Origin of the sequence: Pseudoalteromonas sp. 3D05, assembly GCF_002723455.1 — a bacterium.
Taxonomy (GTDB): Bacteria; Pseudomonadota; Gammaproteobacteria; order Enterobacterales; family Alteromonadaceae; genus Pseudoalteromonas.
The window spans coordinates 221,599-246,693 of the sequence record NZ_PDUS01000001.1 but is presented as its reverse complement, the minus strand read 5'-3'; the positions used below and the strand labels follow the sequence as shown (position 1 = coordinate 246,693).

Below are 25,095 nucleotides of genomic sequence, written 5' to 3'. Positions count from 1 at the left end.
GATTGTAAGAAGGGTGGTTTTTGTACCTTTATTTTCTAATATTAAGTTGACGTATATGTAAACTGTGTTAATTTTGAATGAAGTTGTAAAATAAATGTTATTTTTTACCCCCTGGGCGGAGGAGCAGATGAGCTCACGTAATATACTAATAAATGCCTTTAAGTTAAGTGCCCTATCACTTAGCGTTATTGGCCTAAGTGCGCATGCAGCAGTTGACTGTAGCGCGCTGACGTCATGGCAATCAGGTCAAACACACACTGGCGGAAGCCAAGTTCAGTCACAAGGAAACGCGTATGAAGCCAAGTGGTGGACGCAATCTAATCCTGTGGAGAATGCTGGCGACTGGCAAGAGTGGAAATTATTGGGTAAGTGTGACAGCGCTGTCACAGAAAATGAAAGCCCTGTTATAGCCAGCTTGAGCCCCGCTGAAGGTTCTCAATTTGCCGATAAAGACAGCGTTGTCATTTCGGCATCAGCAACAGATGCTGATGGCACGGTCACAAATGTAGAATTTTTTGTTGATGGCACGTCAGTACTGGTTGATTCCACTGCACCGTTTAGTGCAAATTGGCAGGCAAGCCCTGGTTCACATCAAATTAGTGCGGTTGCAACAGATGATCAAGGCGCAAAATCACCACAAATTACACAAACAATTAGTGTGAGCGATGCCGTTGTAGTTGACCCTGTAAATCAAGCACCCGTTGCTGCTATTTCATTTAGCACGCTACCGGATCAACTGGTTGTTGGTTCGCAGGTGGTGTTTGCACTTTCTGGAACTGATAGTGATGGCCAAGTAACGGCTCTAAGCTTTGCAGCAAACGGGGTGGATGTTCACCAATCAAACTCACCACAGAGTAGTTTTGCATGGCAAGCAACGGCACTTGGTCAAGCAACTTTCACCCTAACGGTGACCGATAACGACGGTGCAACAGCGCAAGTAACAAAAGTATTAACGGTTGTTGACGAAAATACCGGCCCAGTTACGGGCAGTGATTGTCGTCCACAAGGTTTGTATCAAACACCCGGTGTAAATACGCCTTACTGTACAATTTATGATGCAGATGGCCGTGAGATCATGGGCCCAGATCATCCACGCCGTGTAATTGGATACTTTACTAGCTGGCGTAATGGCGCTAATGGTCAACCCAGCTATTTAGTGAACGATATTCCGTGGGATAAAATCACCCACATCAACTATGCATTTGCCCATGTTGATGCAAACAACAAAGTATCTATTGGCGATCCTACTTCAGTAAATAATCCTGCCACTAATATGGAATGGCCGGGCGTAGTTGGCGCAGAAATGGACCCAGAGTTTAACTACAAAGGTCACTTTAACCTGTTAAACAAATACAAAAAACAACACCCAGATGTAAAAACACTCATATCTGTGGGCGGTTGGGCTGAAACCGGCGGTTACTTTGATGAAACAGGCCGTGTTGCAAGCGGTGGTTTTTACACCATGACCACCAATGCTGATGGTTCAGTTAACCATGCAGGTATCAATGCATTTGCGCAAAGTGCAGTTGAGTTTATTGAAAAATATGGTTTTGATGGGGTTGATATCGATTACGAATATCCATCATCAATGAATGACTCAGGCCATCCTGATGACTTCCCAATTTCAAACGCACGTCGTGGTGGTTTAAATGCCTCATACCAAGTGCTAATGAAAAAAGTACGTGAGGCGTTAGACCGTGCAGGTGAGGCTGCGGGTAAGCATTATTTACTAACGATTGCATCCCCATCTTCAGGTTATTTGCTACGCGGTATGGAAACATTCCAAACTGTTAAATACCTTGATTACGTTAACATCATGTCGTACGACTTACACGGCGCATGGAACTCACACGTAGGCCATAACGCGGCATTATTTGATACTGGGTTAGACTCAGAGCTTGCGCAATGGAATGTATACGGCACCAAAGAGTTTGAAGGCATTGGTTATTTAAATACTGATTGGGCAGTGCGTTACTTCCGTGGTGCGATGTCAGCAGGTCGTATTAATATTGGTTTACCTTACTACACTCGTGGCTTTAAAGATGTATCAGGCGGAACAAACGGTTTATGGGGCCAAGCGGCGTTACCAAACCAAGCTGATTGCGCTAAAGGTACTGGCGTAGGTGAGAAAAACAAATGCGGTAATGGTGCGTTAGGCATTGATAACCTTTGGCATGATAAGAACGATGCAGGCCAAGAAATGCCAGCTGGTTCAAACCCACTATGGCATGTTAAAAACCTTGAAAACGGTATTGTTGGCTCGTATTTAGGCGTGTATGGCTTAACACCTGATACAGACGCTGATGACCGCTTAACGGGTACTTATACTCGTCACTATGACAGCGTTGCCGTTGCACCTTGGTTATGGAACGCAGATAAAAAAGTATTCCTCTCGATAGAAGATGAAGAGTCAATGGCAACAAAGGTTGATTACGTTATCAACAATGGCCTTGGCGGTATTATGTTCTGGGAGCTGGCAGGTGACTTTGACTATGACTCAGCCAAAGGCGAGTACTTCATGGGTTCTACATTAACTTCATTAGCATACGACAAGTTTAATCAAAGCGGTGTTGCATATGATGTACATGGTGGAAATCCAAACTTCACAGTGCCTGCGGAAGCAGTAGATATAACATTTACAGCAAAAGACTTCCCAATTGGCGATGATAACTACCCAATCAGCCCAACGTTTGCATTTACTAATAACTCAAGTCTTGATTTAAGTGGTGCAAAAATCTCATTTGATGTGCCGGTATCAACCTCAGCTATTTTTAAATCTAACTGGAATGCACAAGAAAAACTGGGCATGGCAGTAGAAGTAAATGGATCGAACGCAGCGGGTAATAATATTGGCGGTTTTGAGAACGAGTTCCATCGCTTCTCAATCACACTGAACAATGAATGGGGCGGTCAACCAAAAGACTTCAGTGCAGGTGCAACCGTAAATGCGCAAGTTATGTACTACATGCCAATCACAGGACCTAGTAACTTCACCATTGAAAAAGATGGCAAAACTTACGCATTCAAAGCTGAATACCCAATGCTACCAGATGCAACCCCAGGCAATGGCGGTGGTGACACAGGCGGCGGTAATGGAGGCGGTGACACATCAGGTACGTGTGAAGGTGTAGCCGTTGCTGATATTGCGGTTTATCCAAACTTCCCTCAAACCGACTGGGCAGGCAATCCTAGCCATGCTGCTGGCGGCGATCTAATGGTGCATAACAATGCAGTGTATAAAGCCAAATGGTGGACCAGCTCAGAGCCAGGCACTGCCGATTGGAGCAAAAGCTGTAGCCTGTAAACAATAACAATAAAAGAGGGTGAGCATTCACTCACCCTTAAATATAGTCTTTTTGAGGACAACACAATGACATCAATCAAATTAAACACATTGTCGCTCTCGGCAATTGCCAGTACTGTGCTACTGAGCATAGCGCCTGCACATGTTAATGCGCATGGTTACATGGACAGCCCCAAAGCCCGCCAATCATTTTGCCAAGCAGATGGTGGTTATTGGTGGCCAGAAGATGGCAGCAGTATTCCAAACTTAGCATGTCGTGCTGCTTATTTAGAATCAGGCACCGTACAGTTTGTACAAGAAATTGAGTTTTCGGTTAATACCCCTGATTATCTAAACCAAGCCGCGGTTGAGGCAAAAGTACCGAATGGGCTTTTATGTGCCGGTGGCGATAACGCAAAGCGTGGTATGGATTTACCCTCACCACACTTTCAGCGTAGCGATGTAGTGCCCAATGCCAATGGTGATATTCAAATACGTTACCTTGCATCAACCCCGCACAACCCAAGCTTTTGGCAGTTTTACATTACCAAGCCAAGCTTCAATAGCGCAACTGACGTACTAACTTGGCAAGACTTACAGCTAGTACAAGAGCACGACAACATTGAGGTTGTTAAAGACCCCGATGGTAAACGCTACTACGAAATGAATGTTGCAATTCCGCAAGACCGCAGCGGCGAGGCCATTTTATATAGCCGTTGGCAACGTAATGATGTGGTCGGTGAAGGCTTTTATAACTGTAGCGACATCAACATAGTAAATGACGCAGGCCCGACTGATCCAAATTCGTGGACTAGCGTCGGTTATTTTGTTCGCCAAGGGCAAAACGCCATTGCAGGCGACACCGTATGGGCGCGATTATTTGACGAAACAGGCCAAGAGGTGATCAACCAACAGCTTAAAATCAATGCCGACAATCAAGCAAATTGGCAACAAGCATTGGCTGAGCAGCTCAACCTCGATTATGCGCATCTAGTGCAAATTGGTGTGCAAAACCAAGCGGGCGACATTACGTTTGATGCAACCGACGTACTGATAAACCAAGTGTACAGCAGCAATGCAAATTATACCTATGCCTTGAGTGTGCAAGGTGCGCCAACAAACACCGCACCCATTGTACATACCCCAGATAACCTCGTAGTTGATGAAAACACCACAACAGCAATTCATCTGCATGCCTTTGATGATGAGCAAAGTGAGCTAACTTACAGCTGGACAGTGCCTACACCGCTAAGCTTCACAGGCTCTGGTGCCAACATCAACTTAACCACTGCAGAGGTATCAGCAAACACCGATTACACCATTGCAGTATCTGTATCGGATGGTCAATTAACTACCCAAACCAGTTTTAGCGTCACGGTTAACGATGTGCCTGTGGTTGATCCGGTTGACCCTGTTGATCCAACAGTACCTGAATGGGACAGCACTCAGATCTATCAAGCAAACGATAAAGCCCGTTTTGCTAACGTGATTTACACCGCTAAATGGTGGAACAAAGGCCAACAACCAGATACCTCAGCGGCATGGGAATCAGCCTCAGTAGCTGACACAGCAGCCACTTGGAATACCAGCAAAGCCTACCAAGCTGGCGCAGAAGTAACGTATCAAGGACAGCGCTATCGCGCTAAATGGTGGACTCAGGGCGATACGCCAGGGCAAGCCAATGTATGGAGCAAACTTTAATAAAGCCTAAGTTTTGCAGTTCAAACTTATTAAATAATTACATAAATAATGGATAAGAGAGACCTATGAATATCAAACAACTAAGCGCAGCCATCGGTGTTGCTTTATTTGCAAGTACAGCATCTGCTGCACCATCTACACCAAGCATTAACTGGGAGCCACAACAGTACTCATTTGTACAAGTTGATTTAGAGGGCACAGGCTCATATAAGCAACTTGTTTCGCGCGTTGATGAAGTAACGATCAATATTGAGTGGAGCGCCTGGAGTGGTGACGGTGGCGATAGCTACAAAGTATATTTTGATGACATGCTAGTCAATGAAGGCGCACTTGCAGCAGGCAGCAAAAAAGGTACTATCACATTCCCATATAACAAAGCAGGCCGCCATACAATGTATGTTGAGCTATGTGAAGGCGGCACAACGTGTGCACGCAGTGCAGGCAAACCTATTGTTATTGCTGATACTGACGGTGGCCACTTAGCGCCATTGCCGATGGATGTAGATCCAAATAACCGCGACATTGGCACCAAAGCAGGCTTAGTTACGGGCGCTTACTTTGTCGAGTGGGGTATTTATGGCCGCGATTACGATGTAACCAATATGCCAGCACAAAACTTAAGCCACATTCTATACGGCTTTATCCCAATCTGTGGTGAAAATGCTTCGTTAACAGGTGGTCCTAAGCGTGCGCTTGATACAGCTTGTGCCGGCTCTGCAGATTACGAAGTGGTTATTCACGACCCTTGGGCAGCAGTTCAAAAAGCGTTGCCAGGTGTTGATGCAAAAGATCCAATTCGTGGTACTTATTCGCAGTTAATGGCACTTAAACAGCGTTACCCAGATATTAAAATTTTACCATCTGTAGGTGGTTGGACATTATCAGACCCATTTGGTGGCTTTACTAATAAAGCTAACCGCGACACGTTTGTTGCCTCAATGGAAGAGTTTTTAAGAACATGGAAATTCTACGACGGTGTTGATATCGATTGGGAATTCCCAGGTGGTGACGGCCCTAACCCAGACATCGGCGACCCAGTAAACGACGGTCCAGCTTATGTGGCGCTAATGCAAGAGTTACGTGCCATGCTTGATAAACTTGAAGCAGAAACAGGCCGTACTTACGAGCTAACGTCGGCTATTGGTGCAGGTTACGACAAAATTGAAGACGTTGACTACCAAGCAGCTAGTCAGCACATGGACTATATTTTCGCCATGACATACGATTTTTACGGTGCATGGAGCGGCGTAACAGGTCACCAAACGGCACTTTACTGTGGTGAACACATGAGTGTAGGCCAATGTAATGGCACGGGATTAGATGAAAATGGCGAGCCACGTAAAGGCCCTGCATACACCACTGACAATGCAATACAGCTATTACTAGCGCAAAATGTACCGTCGAAGAAAATAGTTGTTGGCGCAGCAATGTATGGCCGTGGTTGGGAAGGTGTTTACCCACAAAACACAACAATTGATGGTAACCCGATGACGGCACCAGGTAATGGGCCATTAAAAGGCTCTACGGCACAAGGCGTTTGGGAAGACGGCGTAATCGACTACAAAGGCATTAAAACTTATATGCTTGGTGCTAATGAGCAAGGCGTTAATGGTTTTGAAGCGGGTTACGACGAAATGGCAGAAGCCGCTTATGTATGGAATCGCAGTAGTGGTAAGTTGATCACATACGATAACCGCCGTTCGGTACTCGCTAAAGGAGCGTATGTTAAGCAGCATAACCTAGGTGGTTTATTCGCTTGGGAAATCGATGCTGATAATGGCGATATCCTTAACGCAATGCACGATGGTTTAGGCGGTGTGGTTAATCCACCAAGTAACAAAAAGCCAGTGCTTTCTGTGTCTTCAACAGTGTCTGTAAACGCTGGCGAAAGTGTAGCCGTAGCAGCGTCTGCAACCGATGCTGACAACGACCCACTAAGTTTTAGCTGGGCAGCAGACAGTGCATTAACTGTATCTGGCCAAAACAGTGCATCACTTGTGATTACAGCACCAGCTGTCACGGTTGATACACAGTACGTTGTAACGGTTAGTGTATCTGATGGCGAAGCAACCGTAAGCCGCGACGTGACCGTAAACGTAATTGCACCTACAACAGGTGGTGGTGATAACACCGCGCCAAGTGTTGATGCAATCGCTAATGTCAGTGTTGAAGAAGGCGCATCTGCTAACGTATCAGTTGTTGCAACTGATGCACAAAACGATGCACTTTCATACACATGGACAGTGCCAGCGGGTTTAACACTTGTAGGCAGCGGAGCAAACGTTAGTTTAGAGGCTGGTAACGTTGAAGCTGATACCAACCTAACCGTATCGGTGGCTGTGAGCGATGGTGAACTAAGCACATCACAAAGCTTTACTGTAACGGTAACAAACACAGATACAACAGAACCACCAAAAGGTAGCTGGGATGCAGCTGCGGTATACGTAGGTGGCGATGTAGTGACTTATAACGGTGTTGAATACAAAGCAAAATGGTGGACACAAGGTAATCGTCCTGATTTAGGCGGCGTATGGGAAGCAACAACTCAACCTGTAGATGGTTCTGGCAGTGTTGTTTGGCAATCATCTGGTGTGTATAACAGCGGTGATGAAGTGTCTCACAACGGCAACAAATACCAAGCTAAGTGGTGGACTCAAGGAAACGAGCCTGGCTCAGCTGACGTATGGAAGTTACTTTAATTTAAACAAAGGCCACCTGACCTACTCTCAGGTGGCAATTTAAGTAACTCAATTATTCAAAGCAGCTTTTAAGCTGCTTTTTTTGTGTTTCCGCCAGATTGTTGCATACTTATAAAATAAACGAAGCAATGCAGAGAGTTCATTATTAAATATCTGTGTATTATTTTTATATTATTAGCACCCCTTAGCCTTGCGTGTGAAAAAACACTCAAAGTAGGTATTGGCCAACCATGGCCTCCTTTTGTATTTAAAGGGGAGAGAACACTCAGTGGCATTGATATAGATATAACGCGCCTAGTGCTAAAAAAAGCGGGGTTTTGTAGCCAGTTTGTATTATTACCCTCATCAATTAGAGGCTTAGTGGAACTAAAAAAAGGCACTGTTGATGTATTACCTGCGGCAAGTTATAGCGACGAAAGAGCACAGTACAGCCACTTTTCACTGCCCTACAGGCGAGAACGCATGCGCCTATTTTGGTATGAAAACAGCGCGTTTGTAAAACATGACCTGCAACACTTAATGCACAACGGCAAAACTTTTGTGATTAACAGCGGAGGCTATTACGGCGAGGAGTTTGCACAGTTAAGTCAACAAACAGACTATAAAAGCCTTATCGTGCCAGTAAAAATGATTAATCAACGGTTGTTAATGCTAAAAGCAAAACGAGTCGACTTTATGATAGACGACGAAGTCTCCGGCTTATATTTAATGGCGGAAAAAAATATTGAAGGCATTTCACTGCACCCCTATATTGTAAACGACAACCCTATTCATTTTATGTTTAGTAATAAAACAGTGAGCACAGCACATAGCCAAAAAATTGATGATGCAATTAAACAGCTCGAAACACCGATTACCAACATTATCAATCACTACACGCAATAAAGCCTTACCCTAAACGCGTTACTTTTACTTTTATTTTCCCCGCATTAGCACCATAAAAACGCATTAAGTCATTAGCAAAAGGCGTAAACTCGCCTGAATGGTGCATTTTAAACTCGCCGCCGACGGCAATCTCAAAAGCGTCGTTATCAGTGAAATCAATTGCGCCACCTAAAGCAAACCATGGGGATTGTGGTAAACGCCTAAAGGGTTCGAGCAGTGCCATAGGGATTTCTTTCACCCCTAGTTTTACGTTATCACGGTGCCAGCCAGCAGCAGTACACTTTACCCCATCATCAAACCAGTATTGATCAGGGTAGGGAGTAAAACGGTAAGTTGCACCTTGCTCAAGCATTAAGCCCGTTGCATTATACTGCTCAGACGCAAACACCACTACATCGTGACTTTGGTCTATTTTTAACACCGCCATATTTTGATTCATCAGAGCAATATGGGCGCTCAAACCGGTAAATTTCAGTGTCGTGTTATCACTGTATAAAAGCTGGTAGTTCACGCTTTTTAATGATTCAGGGCGATAGCTGGTTAAATGATGAATCCGTTTTGCCACACTATGATGAACCACTGGCGGTATATCACTTTGTTGTTCATTCACCAATACACAACACTCCCGATCAATAAGTTTAAAAAATGGGTTAAACCAAAAGTAATTTTGCTGGTGGCTAAGTGCTAATGGATCTGGCGTGACGGTTACATCGTCTTGGGCAATCAATGCATTTTTAACGTTTGGAAAGAGCAGCTCATAATCAATATCTTGGCTGGTAATAAAGCCCACAGGCAAGGGTTTTTCGAGCAACCACTCAATAGCAAAGCGAAGGCAAATGTCGGCAAGGCCATCACGGTAATACCCACCACCTATATCTGAGTGCGCACCGGCAAACCACACTTCATCAACATGAGCTTGATGATTAATTAAAGTTGGCTCAAAAGCACGGCGTTTTTCATCAAGCGACACGCAATGCAAGGCAGCACTCACATTGTTAGCAAGGGTATGGTTTTCAAAAATAACGTGCTCAGCACCACGCGTGGCTTTAGTCATTTTAGAAAGGCCAATCGAGGCAACGGTATCAAACACACACAGGTAAACTTGGTCGGTTAAAAAGCGTTCAAGACACTTAGCAAACCGACGAGCCAACGCCGCGCCGCGGCTAAAGCCCGTTAGTAACACACAATCGCCCGGTTGGTAATACGTTTTAAAATCACTCATGGCGTGATTTAAAATACTGGCAACATCGTCATCACGAGGTGCCAGTGTTTGATTTAATAAACGTTTTAAACGGCTGCCTTGTGTGCCTATACCCTGGTAGTAAAAACTAAGCTGGCTATCAAACTCGGTTGCGGGCTCGTTATTGAGTGTGCCACCTAATAATAAATGCAACTTGAGAATATTTGAGATACTGGCATCTTCTTTAAAATGCTCAGAACTAAATTGCTCCGCATCACGGGGTTCGTTCCCTGTGCCATCAAAATTGAAAATCAGCGTTTTACCCGTCATAGCATCAATCCTTATGTGGTTTGATACAAAATATAGCCTTTTTATTAAGCTTTGAAGACATTTTTTAAGGACAGCGATAAATAATTAAATTCAGCGCCAACACAAAGCAGTATTGCCAAAAAATACCAAATAACTCGCGACGATGATTAGCGAAAAAGCACAAAAGCACAAAAGCACAAAAGCACAAAAGCACATAACAAATAGCGCCTAATACTTAACTGCCCGCATCTTGCTATAAGCATGATCAAATAAAACCAACAATATAGGGCAATACATATAGATTGGTCACGCATACGAATAAAAGAGCGGTGGCTTACTTTTACACAAACACAGGCTTTAAAAGCACAATAAAGCAGCGTGTGCACACAGAGTAAACAAAAATGTGATACTAAATATACTCAACCAAACCACAGTGGTGTAATAAAAATCTGATGACAGGGTAGCAAAAGGCACTTGGCTATAGGCAGTTTATTATTTATTTTAGTTATGGATTACAAGATCTTAAACGATCAACACGATCTTTTTTGTTACATGATTAAAAAATAACTTGCCAGCCTACCTACTGGTAGGTAATATACTTGCCATGAACACGACATACACAACTATTTTGCAACACGCTAATGAGCTAATTCAACTCAAGGGGTTTAATGGCTTTAGCTATGCAGATTTATCAAAAACATTGGGCATTACCAAAGCCAGTATTCATCATCACTTTCCTGCAAAAGCTGATTTGGGTTTGGCGTATTGTCAGCAAAAGTGTGATGCATTAGCGCAGCTAGACTCACAACTTAAAACTAAGCAGCACGCGGTAGACCAATTAAAAGGTTACTTTGCGATTTTTGAAAGCTGCGCAGAACAACAGCAAATGTGTGGTATTTACGCCATGCAAACAGATTTACAATTGATGAGCGAGCCACTGCAAAAGCAAGTAAATAAATTGGCAGGTTTAGAGTTACAAATACTCTCACGTATTTTAGAACAGGGTAAGCAAAACGGTGAGTTTTCGTTTAAGGCAACACCTTACCAACAAGCCGTTATTATTTGTTGTGCCATAAAAGGCGCACTAATGCTTAACCGAGGACAACATCAAGGGCTATTTGAGCAAACTTGTGAGGCAAGTATAAGCATGCTGGCGGCTTAACGCTGAGTAAAAAAGCCACTAATTGTGGCAGTAAACAGATTATAAACACCTGTAAAGTACATAAGCTTAAACAGGTGTCGTTAATACACGCCCGGTTAGTTGCGCTAACAGCAAAACTAGCCGGGTGCAAAGAAGTACTAAAAATTTTAACCGATAAACCTACCTACTAGTAGGTATGTAAATGCAAAATACACTGGAGCCCGTTATGAGCCTAACAACAACACAACTAAACACATTAGCAACCCTAGGTAACAAACTTGAAAAAGCAGGCTTGCCGTTAATCTACATTACCCTTGGCGTTATTTATATTTGGTTTGGCGGCATCAAGTTTAGTGCCGGACAAGCCGAGGGCATGTACGGCATGATTGCGAATAACCCGCTGGTATCGTGGATGTACGCTATTTTTTCAAAGCAGGGTATGGTTAACTTTTTAGGCAGCCTTGAGATCATCATAGGTTTATTATTTATTGGCCGCTTTGTGAATCCTGCGTTGTCGGTGATTGGTGGTGTACTGTCGATGGCGTTATTTACAGTCACAATCAGTATGATGGTATTTTTACCGGGTATCACAAGCGATGCAGGCTTCCCAGTACTGAGTTTTGTAGGTGAGTTTTTACTAAAAGACATAGGCTTATTTGCAGCGTCATTATTTGTAGCAGGTAACAGCTTAAAGGCATTGGTTGCTAAATCAGCTTAACGTTAAAGGTAAGTGATGTTACCTAAAGGCCCCAAGGGGCCTTTTTTTATTGGCGCGTAAAGTTAAACTAACAACGTGAAGGTAAATAGCATTCAAGGTAAAAACCAGCCGCGTGAACCGCGCTACGCGCCTCGAAATAAACATAACACTTTACGCCTTCTCTGCAATATAGGCGTTAAGCTTGTTGACGCGTTTTACTTAAAACCAATTTGCACAAAGAGCAGTGAATGCGGGTAAATGAGAAGGCAAAGCAGCGGGCTAATCCCAGCACTTAGTACCTAAATACAACCCAGACTAAATGCTTATTTTGTACTGTTTACTGCCTATGTACTTGGTACTCATCGGAAAACCCTATGTTTTTAATACATTTTTATGTTAGGTTAGGGTTAAACTTAATCAAAGCTTAACAAGCTAGTAGTTAAGTATTATTTGTTAGCCATGGAGCGGTAAGATTAGTGTCAAATAAAACACTCAGTTATTACAATCAAAACGCACAAAGCTTTAGCGACTCAACGCTTAATGTTGATATGTCGGCGCTTTATAGTGAGTTTTTACCGCTTATCCCCAAACACGGCCATATTTTAGATGCAGGTTGCGGCTCTGCCCGCGACGCCGCGTACTTTAAACAGCAAGGTTTTACTGTTAGTGCGTTTGATGCAAGCGAAGAACTTGCAAAGTTAGCTAGCAGTTACTTACAACAACCCGTTGCAGTTAAAACCTTTCAGCAGCTTAATTGTACAAATATGTACGACGGCATTTGGTGCTGTGCCAGCTTATTGCATTTGCCTAAAAGCGAACTCCCGCAGGTATTTTTAAACCTGCAACACGCGCTTAAACCAAACGGGGTTTTGTATGTGTCGTTTAAATATGGCGACACTGAGCGCGTGCATAACGGCCGCGAATTTACCGATTTAAATGAAGATGGCCTAACTGCGCTAATTGCCCACCACACCGAACTTAAAATAATAAAACAATGGCAAAGTGTTGATCAGCGCCCAGGTCGTGAAAGCGAAGTGTGGCTCAATGCCCTAATTAAAGCAGTGCCCGTTTTATGATTGGCGCAATGCAGCAGCAACTCGACTTTATTGCTTACATTCAGCGTATGCTGGTGGAAGGAGATTTTAGCGCAACGTACAAGTTTGCGTTATTGCATGCGTTGGCTGATGTATGTGTTGAACAGCCACTGTTATCAGATCAAGCAGAGCTAAAAATAGATTTAGCCACCTTAGCCGATAAACTTATTGTTTTATATTGGCATCACGCAGTGCCGTTTGCTTCAGAGCAAACAGGCGAAAGCGCACTACTTAAGCAAAACACAGGCGCGCAATCTAAAGTGATTTCGGTGCTTTATGAGTGCCAACAAAACAACATTCGTAATTTACGCGCGTTAAAACAAAGTTCGCTCTATAAGCCAACCTTTAACGCTGCGATGGCAACACTCAAAAGTGGGCCGTTGTGGCGTTTACAAATATTAGCAAAACAAGCAGAGTGCTTTTTGTACCCGCATACCAACAGCACGAAATACATTACCCTCAATGCTGGCATAGCCAGTTGTTTTCGGCGCTTTTATGATTTGGTAGTGTACTTAGCTAAAAATGCGTGGCTGCAAAAAATTCAAAGCATTAAGCATAACCAAGCGCTAATTGGCCCACAAAGCCAACTGCACGACTTTTTATTCGGCTTTGACCGCAATGCTCTGAGTAAAGCCAAACCTGTGCTAATCGAGTTGCAACACGGCAATTGCTTTTATTGCCAAAAGCCGTTGAATAATAAAACCGAGGTTGACCACTTTATACCGTTTGCCCGTTACGCAAACGATTTAGGCCACAACTTTGTGGCCGCGCACAGCACGTGCAATAACAGTAAGCGCGACTTTTTAGCCGCGCAGTTGCACCGCGAACGCTGGCAAGAACAAAACTTGGTTTTGAATAGCCAGCATATAACTCGTGAACTCAGTGATTATTTTAATTGTGATGCTGATAAATCACGCTCGGTAAGTGATTGGGCGTATCAGGTCGCGCAGGCGAACAGCGCGAAGTTGTGGTTAGCGAAAGACAGCTTTGAACAAGCCGCTGGTGCGGGGTTATATCTGCATACCAAAGAGCAACCAAGTGCAGAGCTTAGTTTAGTGGCGGAAGGTAAACCGAGGTATGACGCGTAAGCATGAAGCTTGCTCGCGCGAAAAGCGCAGCTTTTAAATTGTAGGTCGTGCTTTAGCGCGTCAATGTAATTTATTGGTTTTGTGGGAACTGGTTTTAGCCGTGGATTTTTACATGGTTTTGGAAAGGGATTCAAAACCTCTATTCGAGGTTTTTGCCAGATTGCTGGCGGCAACCAAAGGGCGGCTGCCGCCGACCGCCCCTTGGAACCCCACGGCGCACCCGAGGATCACACTGTGTCCTCAAGTTAAAAATTGATGTGAACGTAAGCGCCGTGTAAGGCACATCCATGTGCCAGTCACGGCTTAACTTGCCTCCATGCAAGTGATTACTCATCAATTTATAACTTTCGGGTGTGATCACGGGGAATTGGAGTGTGTTGGTAGATTGGTGGTTATGAGTGTAGGCGGGGACATTCGGTTTACTGGCCCAAGCTTTAAATTTTATGAGGCTTTAGCATAAAGTTATGTATGAAGATCGTTTTAGTAAATGGGTATGCTGGGCTGATAGAAATTTAACCGAAGGTGTTAAATACCCAGGTATTTATATCATTGCAATTGCTGATGAAAACTTATCAGGTCAAAATTTTTTATGGACTACAGACATAGTGTATGTAGGAATGACTAATTCCCTAAACGGCTTGAAGGGAAGGTTACGGCAATTTGATAACACCATAATTGGAAAAAAGGGACATGGTGGTGCAGATCGTGTGAGATATAAACACCAAAGTTATGAACGATTGGTCAAAAATTTATATGTCGCTGTTGCTTCTTTTGAGTGTGATGTTAAATCAAATAACCCTGAAGACCTAAGAGTAATGGGAGAGGTTGCAAAATTTGAGTATGACTGCTTTGCGTATTTTGCTGAGTTATTTGGTCAGCTTCCTGAGTTTAATGATCAAAAACGATCACCAAAATATAGTTTAACTTTGGGACGTAAAAGTTAGCTTTGGTGGTGTCACTATTTGTACGTGAAAATCGTGCTGTAGGAACTAGCTTTAGCCGTGAATTTTTACATAGTTTTGTTAGGTATTTCGAAGAGATTAAAAACCTCTATTCGAGGTTTTTGCCAGATTGCTGGCGGCAACCAAGGGGCGGCTGCCGCCGACCGCCCCTTGGAACCCCACGGCGCCCCGAGGATCACACTGTGTCCTCAAGTTAAAAATTGATGTGAACGTAAGCGCCGTGTATTCGCCATCCATGGCGAAGTCACGGCTTAACATAAATTGCCTAAAGGGATTTAGGTACTTGGAATTTGTCGGGAACAAAATTCTGCCATGCAAGTAATTAATCATCAATTTATAACTTTCGGGTGTGATCACGGGGAATTGGAGTGTTTTGATAGATTGGTGTTTTTGAATATAGTCGTGGGTTTGTATCTGGCTTTATGTTTGTAGGCGCAGAGCTTGCTCGCGCTAAAAGCGCTCATATAAGCGAAAATATGAGTAATATGTAGTAATTTGGCTACAGTAGGGTTTAGCTAAGTAATTAAATAAGAAGAACTTCCTTCCAAAAATATAGACATTTTTACATACGTTAAGGAAGTTTTTCTATTGATATTTTTATGAGCCAGCTTTTGCTGGTTAGTAAATGAAGAGGAATATATGTACGATAGTGAAGTAATTGAGTATGCGAAAGAACAAGAGAATATTATTTCTAAGTTAGAATATCGTGTGCATAGCTACGATGATGGTCGCTCTGAGAATCGACAAGACTTAATGCGGGATTATGCACGAGTTTTATACTCCTCATCATTTCGGCGTCTACAAGGTAAAATGCAGTTATTAGGGGTAGATGCCAATAAGTTTAATCGAAATCGGCTCACACATAGCTTAGAAGTTGCACAAATTGCTCGCTCAATTGCTTTTGATCTAAATTTAAAGCACACGGTTGTAACTGAAACTGCGTCACTTGCCCATGATATTGGTAATCCACCTTTTGGTCACTATGGTGAAGTTGTACTCAACGATTTAAGTTCAGGGTACGGTGGCTATGAGGGAAATGCACAAGCATTTCGAATTTTACGTACTCTAGAGAAAAAACATTATGCGTATCCAGGGTTAAATCTGAATGTGCGTACTCTTATGGGGATTACTAAGTACTTCTTCAACAAGCAGCAAAATAGTAAAAAGTTTTTATACGATGATGACTACGAATTTCTAAAAGCTGCACTTGAAAGTAAAGATGTAGCTGTTACTAAAAGTATAGATGCGGAAATAATGGACTTAGCCGATGAAATTGCGTATGCAGCGCATGACTTGGAGGACGCACTAAGCTTTGGTTTGATAAGTTTAGGTGAGATTGTCCATGAGTTTAGTATCAGTGAAAAGTTTCAAAGTGCTTACAATGCAATGGCTACGATTGCGAAAGAGGCACAAGGAGTAGCGATGAAGGCTACTAGAAATGGTACTTCAGAGGAGTATGCCATTGTACTAAAAAAAGAGTTAACTTCAAAAATAGTGAATACGTTATGTGCTGATATTGGTATGGTTAATGGATGTTTGGGCTACAAGCAATTTGGAAAACTAGCTGAGGGGCTTAAAAAGCTATTGTTCAAGGCTATACTTCGAAAGAAAGATATTCAGCTTTATGAGCGACGAGGAGAGCAAATAATACGAGGTTTATTTGAGGTATATACTGATGAAAAATACAACAAAGATAATATATTATTGCCCCCAGAATTAAGGTCTATTAATGATTGTAAAGTCAGATTAGTGACTGATTACATCTCCGGTATGATGGACTCATATGCGGCTCAGGAATACGAGCAATATTTTGGTAAAGGTAGCTCAGAGAAGTTTTATTTTAAATAGAGTTGGGTCATAAAAAACGTTTAAGAGTAAATTTCACAGGTAAATTAAGTCGATTCACTATTTTTAAAAGAGCAAAACAATATCAGTTTTATGGGAACCAACCGAAGGGGGATGTATGAGCCTAAATAAAAAATTTAATTTTCCAGAGAACTACCAAATAAAGCAAACTAGATTTAAAGCAAAAGGCACTATGGCTCAAAATGAGTACTGGGAATACGATGTATTCGATGAAAATGGAAAAAAAGTTTTTACTATTGAACACTGGCATTGCACAAGTCTTAGCTCTCTGCAAAGTGATACAGGTTATCGTAAATATGACTTACAAAATAAGCTAGTTGAAGAAAAGTCATAATATTAGTAAGGAAGCAAGTAATTGTTGAAGCCTAATTTCTTCAGAGTTAGGCCAACAATTTCTTACGCATTATTAGAAAATTTAAGAATTATACGAGGGTTATTAAGTAAGTTACTCGTTAATAAGAGGGCGTTAAAAGCTTTCGAATAAACTGTGATCAACCAAGTTATACGTGCCTAAAGCTTGTACAAGCTCAAGGTATTCATTCCGATAAAAATTGATAAGCGGGTTGTATTCCCCTGTTTCAAAGTTAGTTAACTTGTCATAATTCTCAAGAAGATCTTTTAATAAGAAAAGATCTTTTTCAATGTATTTAATGATTTTATATTCGTCACTATTGGTGTAAAGACATGCTTCATATAGAAATTTGAAATCGAGGTTTTTATTATAATCTGCACCACCCAAGATAATTTTATGTAAAGAAAGAGTTTTTTCTTTGAATCTATTTTCATTGTAGTTCTTGTTAAGGCGCTCAGTAACTTTTTGAATTACTTTATAAGTATCATCTTTTTGTTGTTGGTTGGAAATAAGTGAAAGTTGCTGCTCATTAGCATTTGCTACGCGGGTAAACTCTTTTCTTGTTTCTTTTAGTTCTGTATTTTGTAAAACAATTGTCATTAATAAACAAATAAATGATAGAAAGGCAAAAATGGGATTTAATGTTCCTCCAATGAAATCTCCAAAGGCTCCCCATTGCTCAATCGGTGAATCTGGTGAGAAGCCGAATTGAGCAATTATACTACACAATACAGATATCATTATTACAAAGGCGACAAAAGCAAGGCCACGTAAACTTTTCATTTGTTATTCCTTAAAAAATATTTAAAATTTTATTTAATCAAAGTTTTAGCTCATCACCCAACCGCTAATTTCCCTGCCTCATGCCACATTTCGTTTGGCATGGGGTTGGCTAATTCCCACGTTATATTCATCGGCTGGCTGCTGTTGTGGCTTTGGTATTTAACCTCGCCGTAGTTTACAAACCCCATGGTTCGGCCGTTTTCGTCTTTGCCTTGTTCGCGCACAAATAACAGGATGGTTTTGCCTGTTTTTTTGTGTTCAATATAACTTAGGCCGCGGCCGTGTTCTGGGCGTGCGCTGTTTTGCGTTTGCCAATGAAACAGCGTGGGGCTGATTGCGTAATCGTGGTACAGCGTGGTGGGCGAGTAGGTTTTCTCACATTTATTGAGAGTGACGAATAGTAGCTCAAGGTTTTGGTCGTTTAATACAAGAACACCCTCACGAGCAGATGACTTTTGCTCAAACGTGTGAGCGCCAAACGCGGCGAGTATTTGCTGGCGCGTGTAGCGGCTGTGTAATTTGATTGCATGATTGGGTAAACATGCTAAATCACTTTCTTGCTGGTGAATGCGGTTTATTAACAGCGTAATTACTTGGGCAAGTTCCTGCTGTAACTCTTTGTGTTTAAGTGCCTGTAAGCTTTGCTCAAGGGTATTAAACCCTAAACTTGTGCCACTGGTATCCCAAAAATTGTAATGCGCCATAAGCGCATACTGTTGGTTTTGTGGCGTTGGCGTAAAACTAAAGTCGTTGTTACATAAATCTCGTAAAAAGCATAAGTAACTGAGCGAGTCGCAGCCGAGTAATTGAGTGTTGATAGCGCGGTAATACGCGGCGTAAATGTCGGCTTGCTCTGCGGGTATTTCATCGCCTTTTAACCAGTGCCAGCCGCCGAGCTTTTTATCTTTTGGTTTGTAAATATCTTCAAGCGTGACTTGTGGGTTTATGCGTAAAAAATTACTGAGCGTAAGCGCGTCATTGGTATGTTGCGGGTAGCTATTTATCAGCTGTTGTAAACGGCGCTTGGTGTTTATGGCTTGCTGAATATTTTTTAATATTGTTTGTTGCGTTCGCTTTTGTAGCTCTATACGACAACCCAGTGGCAAATGCGGGAAGTTGTTTTCAATCTCAGTTTTTATTGGTTGGTTGCTTTTACCAATGAGTGCACGGAACTTACTGGCAAAGTCGTATTCTGGGCGGGCGTTGCCTACAAAGTCGAGTACGGTACAGCACTGTTTTTGGCTATTGTCGGGCAGGCGCAAACCACGGCCGAGTTGCTGTAAAAACAGCGTTAGGCTTTCCGTCGGGCGTAAAAATAGCAGGGTATCGACCTCTGGAATATCGACACCTTCGTTAAAAATATCAACCACACACAGTATTTGTATTTCATCTTGGCGCAGTGCTTGCTGTTTGGTCGCACGCTCATTGGTGTTTTTGCTGATCAGTACATCAGCGTTTATGCCCGCTAAGTTAAATTTAGCGGCCATAAATTCTGCGTGTTGTTGGCTTACGCAAAACGCGAGCGCTTTAATGTTATTAACATCAGTCACTATATCAGCAAGGCTGGATATAATCTTATTAGCGCGGTTGTTCTCCCCTGTATAGAGGTTACTTAGCTCGCTTATATCGTAACGGCCGCCTCGCCATGTTATTTGACTTAGGTCGGTGTCGTCATCGAGGCCAAAGTATTGAAATGGGCATAAGTGGCGTTGGTTTATTGCCTCTGGCAAGCGAATTTCAGCGGCTATTACGCCGCAAAAATCATCAAGTATATTTGCGCCATCTTGTCGCTCTGGTGTTGCGGTTAAGCCAAGTAATATTGCGGGCGTAAAGTGATTTAAAATAGCGCGATAACTTGCAGCGCTTACGTGATGTACTTCATCTATCACTATGTAATCGTAGTAATCATGCGTTAAATTCAGCGATTTAATTTGGCTATTCAGCGTTTGAATTGACGCAAATAATTGGTTGTAACGCTGTGGTTTGTAGTTACCCACCCACAGCTCACCAAAGTCGTTATTTTTAAGTACACCACGGTAAGCACTTTGCGCTTGTTTGAGTATTTCTTCACGGTGGGCTACAAACAAAAAGTGGGCGTTTGGGTTTTTGTCGTAAACGGTTTTAAAGTCGAACGCCGATATTATTGTTTTACCAGTTCCCGTTGCGGCAACCACTAAATTTTTAAAGCGATTATGCACGCTTCGCTCAACGCTTAGCTTTTCTAAGATTGCGAGCTGATGGGTTTTTGGTGTTATATCAAAATAAAACTGGCTGCTTGCTTGGCCAACACCGCGTTGCTCGTTAAGTGAATTTATGAGCTTTTCTTTACATTCAGCTTTGCCAGTAAATAGCTCGAAATCTGGCGATTGCCAATAGGTTTCGAAGGTACTTTTGGTTTTTGCTATGATGTGCGGGATTTCTTGCGCGGTAATTTTTAAGTTCCACTCAAGGCCGCTGGTAAGCGCCGAATGCGATAAATTAGACGAGCCAATATAACCGGTATGAAAACCCGTATTACGCATAAACAAGTATGACTTTGCATGTAAACGCTCTTGCTGGTTGTTGTAACTAAGTTTTACCTCAGTGTTTGGTAGGTTTGCTAAAAACTCCACCGCTTTAGCATCCGTTGCGCCCATGTACGAGGTGGTAATAACTTTGAGCTTATTGCCGCTTTTGGTAAAGGCTTCAAGTTCGTTTTTAAAAATACGCAGCCCCGTCCATTTTATAAATGAGACAAGCCAGTAAATAGTGTCTGACGATTTAATCTCGCGTTTTAGCTCGGTTTCGAGCGATATACCCGCATTCGCCCCGCTGAATAATTCGCTTTGAGTAAGTCCTGTTAGCGGGAAAATATCTTTGGAGTAATCTTTAAGATTTGCAGCAATGGGATTTTGGGTATTAAATAATGCGGTTAGAATACGGCCTTGGCTGTCGATAAGGTTTTCGTTGATCAGCTCGTCATCGCGGATATGATCTTTAAGCCAAAGCACAAGGTTGTTTGCGAGGTTAATTTGCTCCTGCAAACGCTCGCTTGAATTAGGGATTGCATCAATGGCATGTTCAACCAACTTGCCTAAAAAACGCGAAAGCCACGTAGCCGCCTCAGCTGACTCAAGCTGTCGTTCACCGACATAAAATTGATCGCGTTTTAAATTTTGCTTAATTACTTGCGTAATCAACTGCTCGTATATACCAATTTGCTGCATTAAATCGCTCCCTGTTTGCGAGCATTCAGTTTACTAAAAAATGCAATGTAAACAAGCATTAACTCATTATTGAATTAAAGACTGCTACCAAGACAACTTCCCCGTGATCACACCCGAAATTGAATTAATGATGAGTAATAGCAGCGCATGGATGCGCGTTAAGCTGTGACTTCGCCATGGGTGAAAAACGTAGTTTTGAACGAGAGGGTATGGATACCCGAACTGGGGAGCGTACAGGGATGTGTAAGTTGGGCGAATACACAGCATTTACGTTCATATCATTAATTTAAATTGAGGAAGCAGTGTGACCCTCGGGGCGCCGAGAGATTCCAAAGAGAAGTCGGCGGTTACTTCTCTTTGGTTGCAGTCGCCAACGCGACATTTACTCGTTAATAAGATAATTAAGAAAGTCTTCTTTTGAAGAAAATACTTTGAATGCTTTTTCTATACGGTTTTCAGTTTGTGTTAATAACCAGTCATATGCTTCTTTTTTATAGCCTTTTCCATCGAAAACAATAACTACAGTTCTCTCGGGTGCATTACTTAATGACTCATAAAAGAACGGGAATTTTTGGTCGACAGAGCCACTTTGTACTTGTCGGTGAGCTTCGACTCTTAATAACCCTTTGCTTTTATGGTGTATCAAAAAGGTACTATGGCGCGTACTGCCATACATATCTTGATAGGCAGCCCGCTTTGTATATTTTTTAATTTTAGGTTGAGTGTCAGAACATTCAGTAAAGCCAATAGCTATTAACTCATCTTCGAGTTCTGTACAAAACTTACGGTTTGATTCCTGCGGCGATCCCGCGTACTCATTTTTAACTGATATCTCATCAAATAGAGGTAATTGACCATCCATGAAATAGCACTCCTTTTTATTGAACATTAAACATACTAAATAAATGGGTACAAATGGAAGCTTTTTTAGGTGTTTACTTTTTAAAATTGAATGCTGCGGAGTAAAATATATTTAAATCTTATTGAGTATGTACTCACTAATCTCGTTGCTTTCGCCAACGCGACCCCTTGAAAATTTGCAATTAAAAACCAAAGCCGGATACAAACTCCCGCCTACAATCCAAAAACTGCGCTTTTCGCGTCAGCAAGCTTAACGCCGACGGTGGTAAAGGTTCTAGGTTAAAGGTGATAGGAGCTAGGGAAGTGACTAGGTGCTAGGGGTAATTTGTAGCCGTTTTTCAACTCGCTAGCTTTACCCATTCAAACTTGCAAACTCACATTATGAGGCAAATAATTACACTATTTGCCTCATTATATGAGGCGAATAATGACGTGAAAGTAATTTAAAAGCTTTGCTTTTCGCGTCAGCAAGCTTAACGCCTACGGTGGTAAAGGTTCTAGGTTAAAGATGATAGAAGCTAGGGAAGTGACTAGGGGCTAGGGTAATTTGTAGCCCGCCGTTCGTTGCCCTTCGCCCGAACCCCGTAGCTTTTATTTTCTCATTTACCCTCATTGTTTTCTCTTTGTGCAAATTGTTTTTAAGTGATTTATTCACATAGAGGTAATGAGACTCTGCGCTTTAGAGGCAATAAAAAGGGCCTAGGCTCTAGGGAAATGACTATGTGCTAGGGTCAATCCGCAGCTCATCGCTCGGCGCACGAAGCTATAACTCTTCTTCTTGGTGTAGCGCAGCGCCTCAGTGAACTCGGTGGTAAAATTGGTTGTAATAATCACAAATGAACTCGTTCATAAACGCGATATAAAGTCGCTGCTACGTTTGTTGTTTCAACTTTTAAATTCACTCCTTCAAACTTAATATACCTCGATGAGGCGAATAATAAGCCTAGAAAACCTCTAATAGAACGCCTTGCTGTGAGTGTAAAAAATGATACGCTAATACTAATTTAACGACAGTGGTGTAGACATGATTAAAAGGACTTTATTAGCTGTGTGCTTAGTTTTTAGCGCTGACACTGTGGGGGCAGAGCAATACTCACAAACCCGATGTAATCAAATAGAAGCAGAGCGAGAAAAAATTAGAGACAGAATGCGCTCCAGCTATACGTCACAGCAAGGAGAGCGGTTACGTCGGCGCTCTACTGAGTTATTTAAAAAGCTAGGTAATCATTGTAAACGTCCAACTAAGGGCTACAGCCGACGTGTATACGCAAATACCTACGTACCTTCTTCTGCTAATGAGTTATTAAATAAAAAAGTTTATGACTCTACAGTGTTTGGTAAAAGCTATAACAGCGATGATAAACGACTTGAATGGGGCCGTTTTTATCAGCTTCCTGGGCGTTGTCGTGCTAAACAAATGGAGCGAACAGATTTTGTTTGGTGTAGTGAAAATAGGGCAGAGCAAAGAGCAACTTTTGAAGCGCAGTGGCAAACAAAAGTCAAATCTGCAGCCATAAGAGCGCAAAAGCTACAAGATAGAACACTATCCGCAACACTACCGCTAAAAACGCTAGGCAAAGCAAACTCGATGACGTTAACTCCAGTATCAAAAGCAGATACTCGGTTAGTTGCTATTGCGCCGAACAAAGAAGAGCAAAGTTACAGTGCTTGGCGTTTACTGGCAGTGGCTTGTTTTGCTTTTTTGCTTGTATTTGGCCTGTATCGCTGGTTTAAAAACTAAACCGTGCGTTCAGGTTAATTAGCTTTATAGTAAGAGTGAACTAAAATAGGAGTCATCACGTTCAATAATCATATTTTATTTTTAATAGCGATAACAATAATGAAAAAAATATTACCCGCACTCATCACTACCTTGTTTTTAAGTAATTACGCCATGGCGGATAAAAGCCCAGTAACAGCGACTCAATTGAGTGACAGTGTGTATGTGTTGTATGGTCAAGGTGGCAACATTGCAGCAAGCGTAGGTAAAGATGGCATTTATATAATTGACGATCAGTTTGCCAAGCTCTCAGACGACATTAAAAAAACAATTAGCGATTTAAAGCCTGGCAGTGCTGAGTTTGTAATTAACACGCATCATCATGGCGATCACACTGGCGGCAATGAAAACTTTGCCAAAGCGGGTGCGCATGTAATTGCCCACGACAACGTGCATAAACGCTTAAAGGAAAAGCACGGTGAGGGGTCTAAATATTTACCGCGTATTAGTTTTGGCCATGATTTAAAACTACACTTTAATGATGAGCACGCTCATGTGGTGCATTACGCACACGCGCACACAGATGGCGATTCAGTGATATTTTTCAGCAACGATAACATTGTGCACATGGGCGATATTTACTTTAACTTTGGTAGCTTACCTTTTGTTGATGTAGACAGTGGTGGCAGTGTTGATGGCGTACTTGCTGCTGTTGACGATGTTATTAAAAAGAGCGATGCGAATACCCAAATTATTCCTGGTCACGGCCCCATGAGTGACCGTGCTGGGTTAATGAAATACCGTGAACTGGTGCAAAAAGCGAAAGACTTAATGCTCACAGCCATGCAAAATAACGCTTCGCTTGAACAAGTACTTGAGGCGGACCCACTCTCAGAGCTGGGTTTAAAATACGCTAATTGGTTACCAAAAGAAAAAGTAACCACCTTGTTTTATCGTAGCTTAAAGTAGTTAACCTGATCTTTGGTTAATAAATATATCTCCAGCGGCTACTTTAAGCGCTAACTGCGTTGAATTTACTTGCAATAGGCCGGCTATTGAAGCATAAATTCGCCTTGTTACCCCTGAAAGCCTCCGGCTGGAGGCTTATAAAAATATTATTATTTAATATCAGTATATTAGGGCCTGTTGACCTTTCAAGGTTAAATTTGCAGCAGTCTGTTTGGTATTTAGGCAAGGCAGCGCCTATGTCGTGTGGTTATTCCCCATAAATAGGTGATAACACAGCATCAATGCCAAACAGGCGCTGC

General features: G+C 42.3%; 17 protein-coding genes. 13 read left to right on the top strand and 4 right to left on the bottom strand.

Translation table 11 applies throughout. The features are described from left to right. The first annotated feature begins 127 nt into the window (after nucleotides 1-127). From CSC79_RS01120 to CSC79_RS01105, 4 genes are all read left to right on the top strand, one after another. Entirely contained in the window at nucleotides 128-3,304 is a 3,177-nt protein-coding gene (locus CSC79_RS01120) for a glycosyl hydrolase family 18 protein (RefSeq protein ID WP_099293102.1), read from the top strand. Between the two features lie 66 nt (nucleotides 3,305-3,370). Continuing rightward, a complete protein-coding gene (locus CSC79_RS01115) occupies nucleotides 3,371-4,984 on the top strand; it encodes a lytic polysaccharide monooxygenase (protein WP_099293100.1) in 1,614 nt (537 codons plus the stop codon). A 65-nt stretch (nucleotides 4,985-5,049) separates the two neighbouring features. Further along, nucleotides 5,050-7,683 carry a glycosyl hydrolase family 18 protein gene (locus tag CSC79_RS01110; RefSeq protein WP_099293098.1) on the top strand — a complete coding sequence of 878 codons (2,634 nt, stop codon included), beginning with the start codon at nucleotides 5,050-5,052 and terminating at the stop codon, nucleotides 7,681-7,683. 141 nt (nucleotides 7,684-7,824) lie between these two features. Further along, nucleotides 7,825-8,568 (top strand): transporter substrate-binding domain-containing protein, encoded by a 744-nt coding sequence (locus CSC79_RS01105; protein WP_099293096.1) that lies wholly within the window; start codon nucleotides 7,825-7,827, stop codon nucleotides 8,566-8,568. Between the two features lie 4 nt (nucleotides 8,569-8,572). On the opposite strand, the gene CSC79_RS01100 is transcribed toward CSC79_RS01105, so the two are convergent. Next, nucleotides 8,573-10,078: a DUF2235 domain-containing protein gene (locus CSC79_RS01100; RefSeq protein ID WP_099293094.1), complete on the bottom strand. Its 1,506-nt coding sequence runs from the start codon at nucleotides 10,076-10,078 to the stop codon at nucleotides 8,573-8,575. Nucleotides 10,079-10,661: 583 nt separating this feature from the next. Here CSC79_RS01100 and CSC79_RS01095 point away from each other — a divergent pair. From CSC79_RS01095 to CSC79_RS01060, 7 genes are all read left to right on the top strand, one after another. Then, nucleotides 10,662-11,219, top strand: coding sequence for a TetR/AcrR family transcriptional regulator (locus tag CSC79_RS01095; RefSeq protein ID WP_099293092.1), 558 nt, complete (start codon nucleotides 10,662-10,664; stop codon nucleotides 11,217-11,219). 181 nt (nucleotides 11,220-11,400) lie between these two features. Then, a complete protein-coding gene (locus tag CSC79_RS01090; RefSeq protein ID WP_237113933.1) occupies nucleotides 11,401-11,916 on the top strand; it encodes a DUF417 family protein in 516 nt (171 codons plus the stop codon). Nucleotides 11,917-12,371: 455 nt separating this feature from the next. After that, nucleotides 12,372-12,971, top strand: coding sequence for a class I SAM-dependent methyltransferase (locus CSC79_RS01085; RefSeq protein WP_099293090.1), 600 nt, complete (start codon nucleotides 12,372-12,374; stop codon nucleotides 12,969-12,971). Next, a complete protein-coding gene (locus CSC79_RS01080) occupies nucleotides 12,968-14,077 on the top strand; it encodes an HNH endonuclease (protein WP_099293088.1) in 1,110 nt (369 codons plus the stop codon). Before CSC79_RS01085 ends, CSC79_RS01080 begins: the two co-directional genes overlap by 4 nt. 464 nt (nucleotides 14,078-14,541) lie before the next feature. Further along, nucleotides 14,542-15,021 carry a hypothetical protein gene (locus CSC79_RS01075; RefSeq protein WP_099293086.1) on the top strand — a complete coding sequence of 160 codons (480 nt, stop codon included), beginning with the start codon at nucleotides 14,542-14,544 and terminating at the stop codon, nucleotides 15,019-15,021. A 657-nt stretch (nucleotides 15,022-15,678) separates the two neighbouring features. Further along, on the top strand, nucleotides 15,679-16,887 hold the full coding sequence (locus CSC79_RS01065; RefSeq protein ID WP_099293082.1) for a deoxyguanosinetriphosphate triphosphohydrolase family protein: 1,209 nt from the start codon (nucleotides 15,679-15,681) through the stop codon (nucleotides 16,885-16,887). A gap of 115 nt (nucleotides 16,888-17,002) precedes the next feature. Next, entirely contained in the window at nucleotides 17,003-17,239 is a 237-nt protein-coding gene (locus CSC79_RS01060) for a hypothetical protein (RefSeq protein ID WP_099293080.1), read from the top strand. 132 nt (nucleotides 17,240-17,371) lie between these two features. Here the strand turns inward: CSC79_RS01060 and CSC79_RS01055 are convergent, their stop codons facing one another. From CSC79_RS01055 to CSC79_RS01045, 3 genes are all read right to left on the bottom strand, one after another. After that, nucleotides 17,372-18,040 (bottom strand): hypothetical protein, encoded by a 669-nt coding sequence (locus tag CSC79_RS01055; protein WP_099293078.1) that lies wholly within the window; start codon nucleotides 18,038-18,040, stop codon nucleotides 17,372-17,374. 53 nt (nucleotides 18,041-18,093) lie between these two features. After that, complete coding sequence (locus CSC79_RS01050) at nucleotides 18,094-21,246, bottom strand: DEAD/DEAH box helicase (RefSeq protein ID WP_099293076.1); 3,153 nt, start codon at nucleotides 21,244-21,246, stop codon at nucleotides 18,094-18,096. A gap of 382 nt (nucleotides 21,247-21,628) precedes the next feature. Next, nucleotides 21,629-22,108 carry a PD-(D/E)XK nuclease superfamily protein gene (locus CSC79_RS01045; protein WP_099293074.1) on the bottom strand — a complete coding sequence of 160 codons (480 nt, stop codon included), beginning with the start codon at nucleotides 22,106-22,108 and terminating at the stop codon, nucleotides 21,629-21,631. Between the two features lie 1,023 nt (nucleotides 22,109-23,131). Between CSC79_RS01045 and CSC79_RS01040 the strand changes: the two genes are divergently transcribed. Both CSC79_RS01040 and CSC79_RS01035 read left to right on the top strand, forming a co-directional pair. Beyond that, the gene (locus tag CSC79_RS01040; RefSeq protein WP_099293072.1) at nucleotides 23,132-23,848 is read left to right on the top strand and encodes a hypothetical protein; all 717 of its coding nucleotides are present in this window, start codon (nucleotides 23,132-23,134) and stop codon (nucleotides 23,846-23,848) included. A gap of 99 nt (nucleotides 23,849-23,947) precedes the next feature. Further along, a complete protein-coding gene (locus CSC79_RS01035; protein WP_099293070.1) occupies nucleotides 23,948-24,796 on the top strand; it encodes an MBL fold metallo-hydrolase in 849 nt (282 codons plus the stop codon). Nucleotides 24,797-25,095: the final 299 nt, after the last annotated feature.

What these genes read in the sequence shown, in the direction of transcription:
- CSC79_RS01120 (WP_099293102.1), top strand. Translation starts at nt 128, where the DNA reads ATGAGCTCACGTAATATACTAATAAATGCCTTTAAGTTAAGTGCCCTA.
- CSC79_RS01115 (WP_099293100.1), top strand. Translation starts at nt 3,371, where the DNA reads ATGACATCAATCAAATTAAACACATTGTCGCTCTCGGCAATTGCCAGT.
- CSC79_RS01110 (WP_099293098.1), top strand. Translation starts at nt 5,050, where the DNA reads ATGAATATCAAACAACTAAGCGCAGCCATCGGTGTTGCTTTATTTGCA.
- CSC79_RS01100 (WP_099293094.1), bottom strand. Translation starts at nt 10,078, where the DNA reads ATGACGGGTAAAACGCTGATTTTCAATTTTGATGGCACAGGGAACGAA.
- CSC79_RS01095 (WP_099293092.1), top strand. Translation starts at nt 10,662, where the DNA reads ATGAACACGACATACACAACTATTTTGCAACACGCTAATGAGCTAATT.
- CSC79_RS01090 (WP_237113933.1), top strand. Translation starts at nt 11,401, where the DNA reads ATGCAAAATACACTGGAGCCCGTTATGAGCCTAACAACAACACAACTA.
- CSC79_RS01080 (WP_099293088.1), top strand. Translation starts at nt 12,968, where the DNA reads ATGATTGGCGCAATGCAGCAGCAACTCGACTTTATTGCTTACATTCAG.
- CSC79_RS01075 (WP_099293086.1), top strand. Translation starts at nt 14,542, where the DNA reads ATGTATGAAGATCGTTTTAGTAAATGGGTATGCTGGGCTGATAGAAAT.
- CSC79_RS01065 (WP_099293082.1), top strand. Translation starts at nt 15,679, where the DNA reads ATGTACGATAGTGAAGTAATTGAGTATGCGAAAGAACAAGAGAATATT.
- CSC79_RS01060 (WP_099293080.1), top strand. Translation starts at nt 17,003, where the DNA reads ATGAGCCTAAATAAAAAATTTAATTTTCCAGAGAACTACCAAATAAAG.
- CSC79_RS01055 (WP_099293078.1), bottom strand. Translation starts at nt 18,040, where the DNA reads ATGAAAAGTTTACGTGGCCTTGCTTTTGTCGCCTTTGTAATAATGATA.
- CSC79_RS01050 (WP_099293076.1), bottom strand. Translation starts at nt 21,246, where the DNA reads ATGCAGCAAATTGGTATATACGAGCAGTTGATTACGCAAGTAATTAAG.
- CSC79_RS01045 (WP_099293074.1), bottom strand. Translation starts at nt 22,108, where the DNA reads ATGGATGGTCAATTACCTCTATTTGATGAGATATCAGTTAAAAATGAG.
- CSC79_RS01040 (WP_099293072.1), top strand. Translation starts at nt 23,132, where the DNA reads ATGATTAAAAGGACTTTATTAGCTGTGTGCTTAGTTTTTAGCGCTGAC.
- CSC79_RS01035 (WP_099293070.1), top strand. Translation starts at nt 23,948, where the DNA reads ATGAAAAAAATATTACCCGCACTCATCACTACCTTGTTTTTAAGTAAT.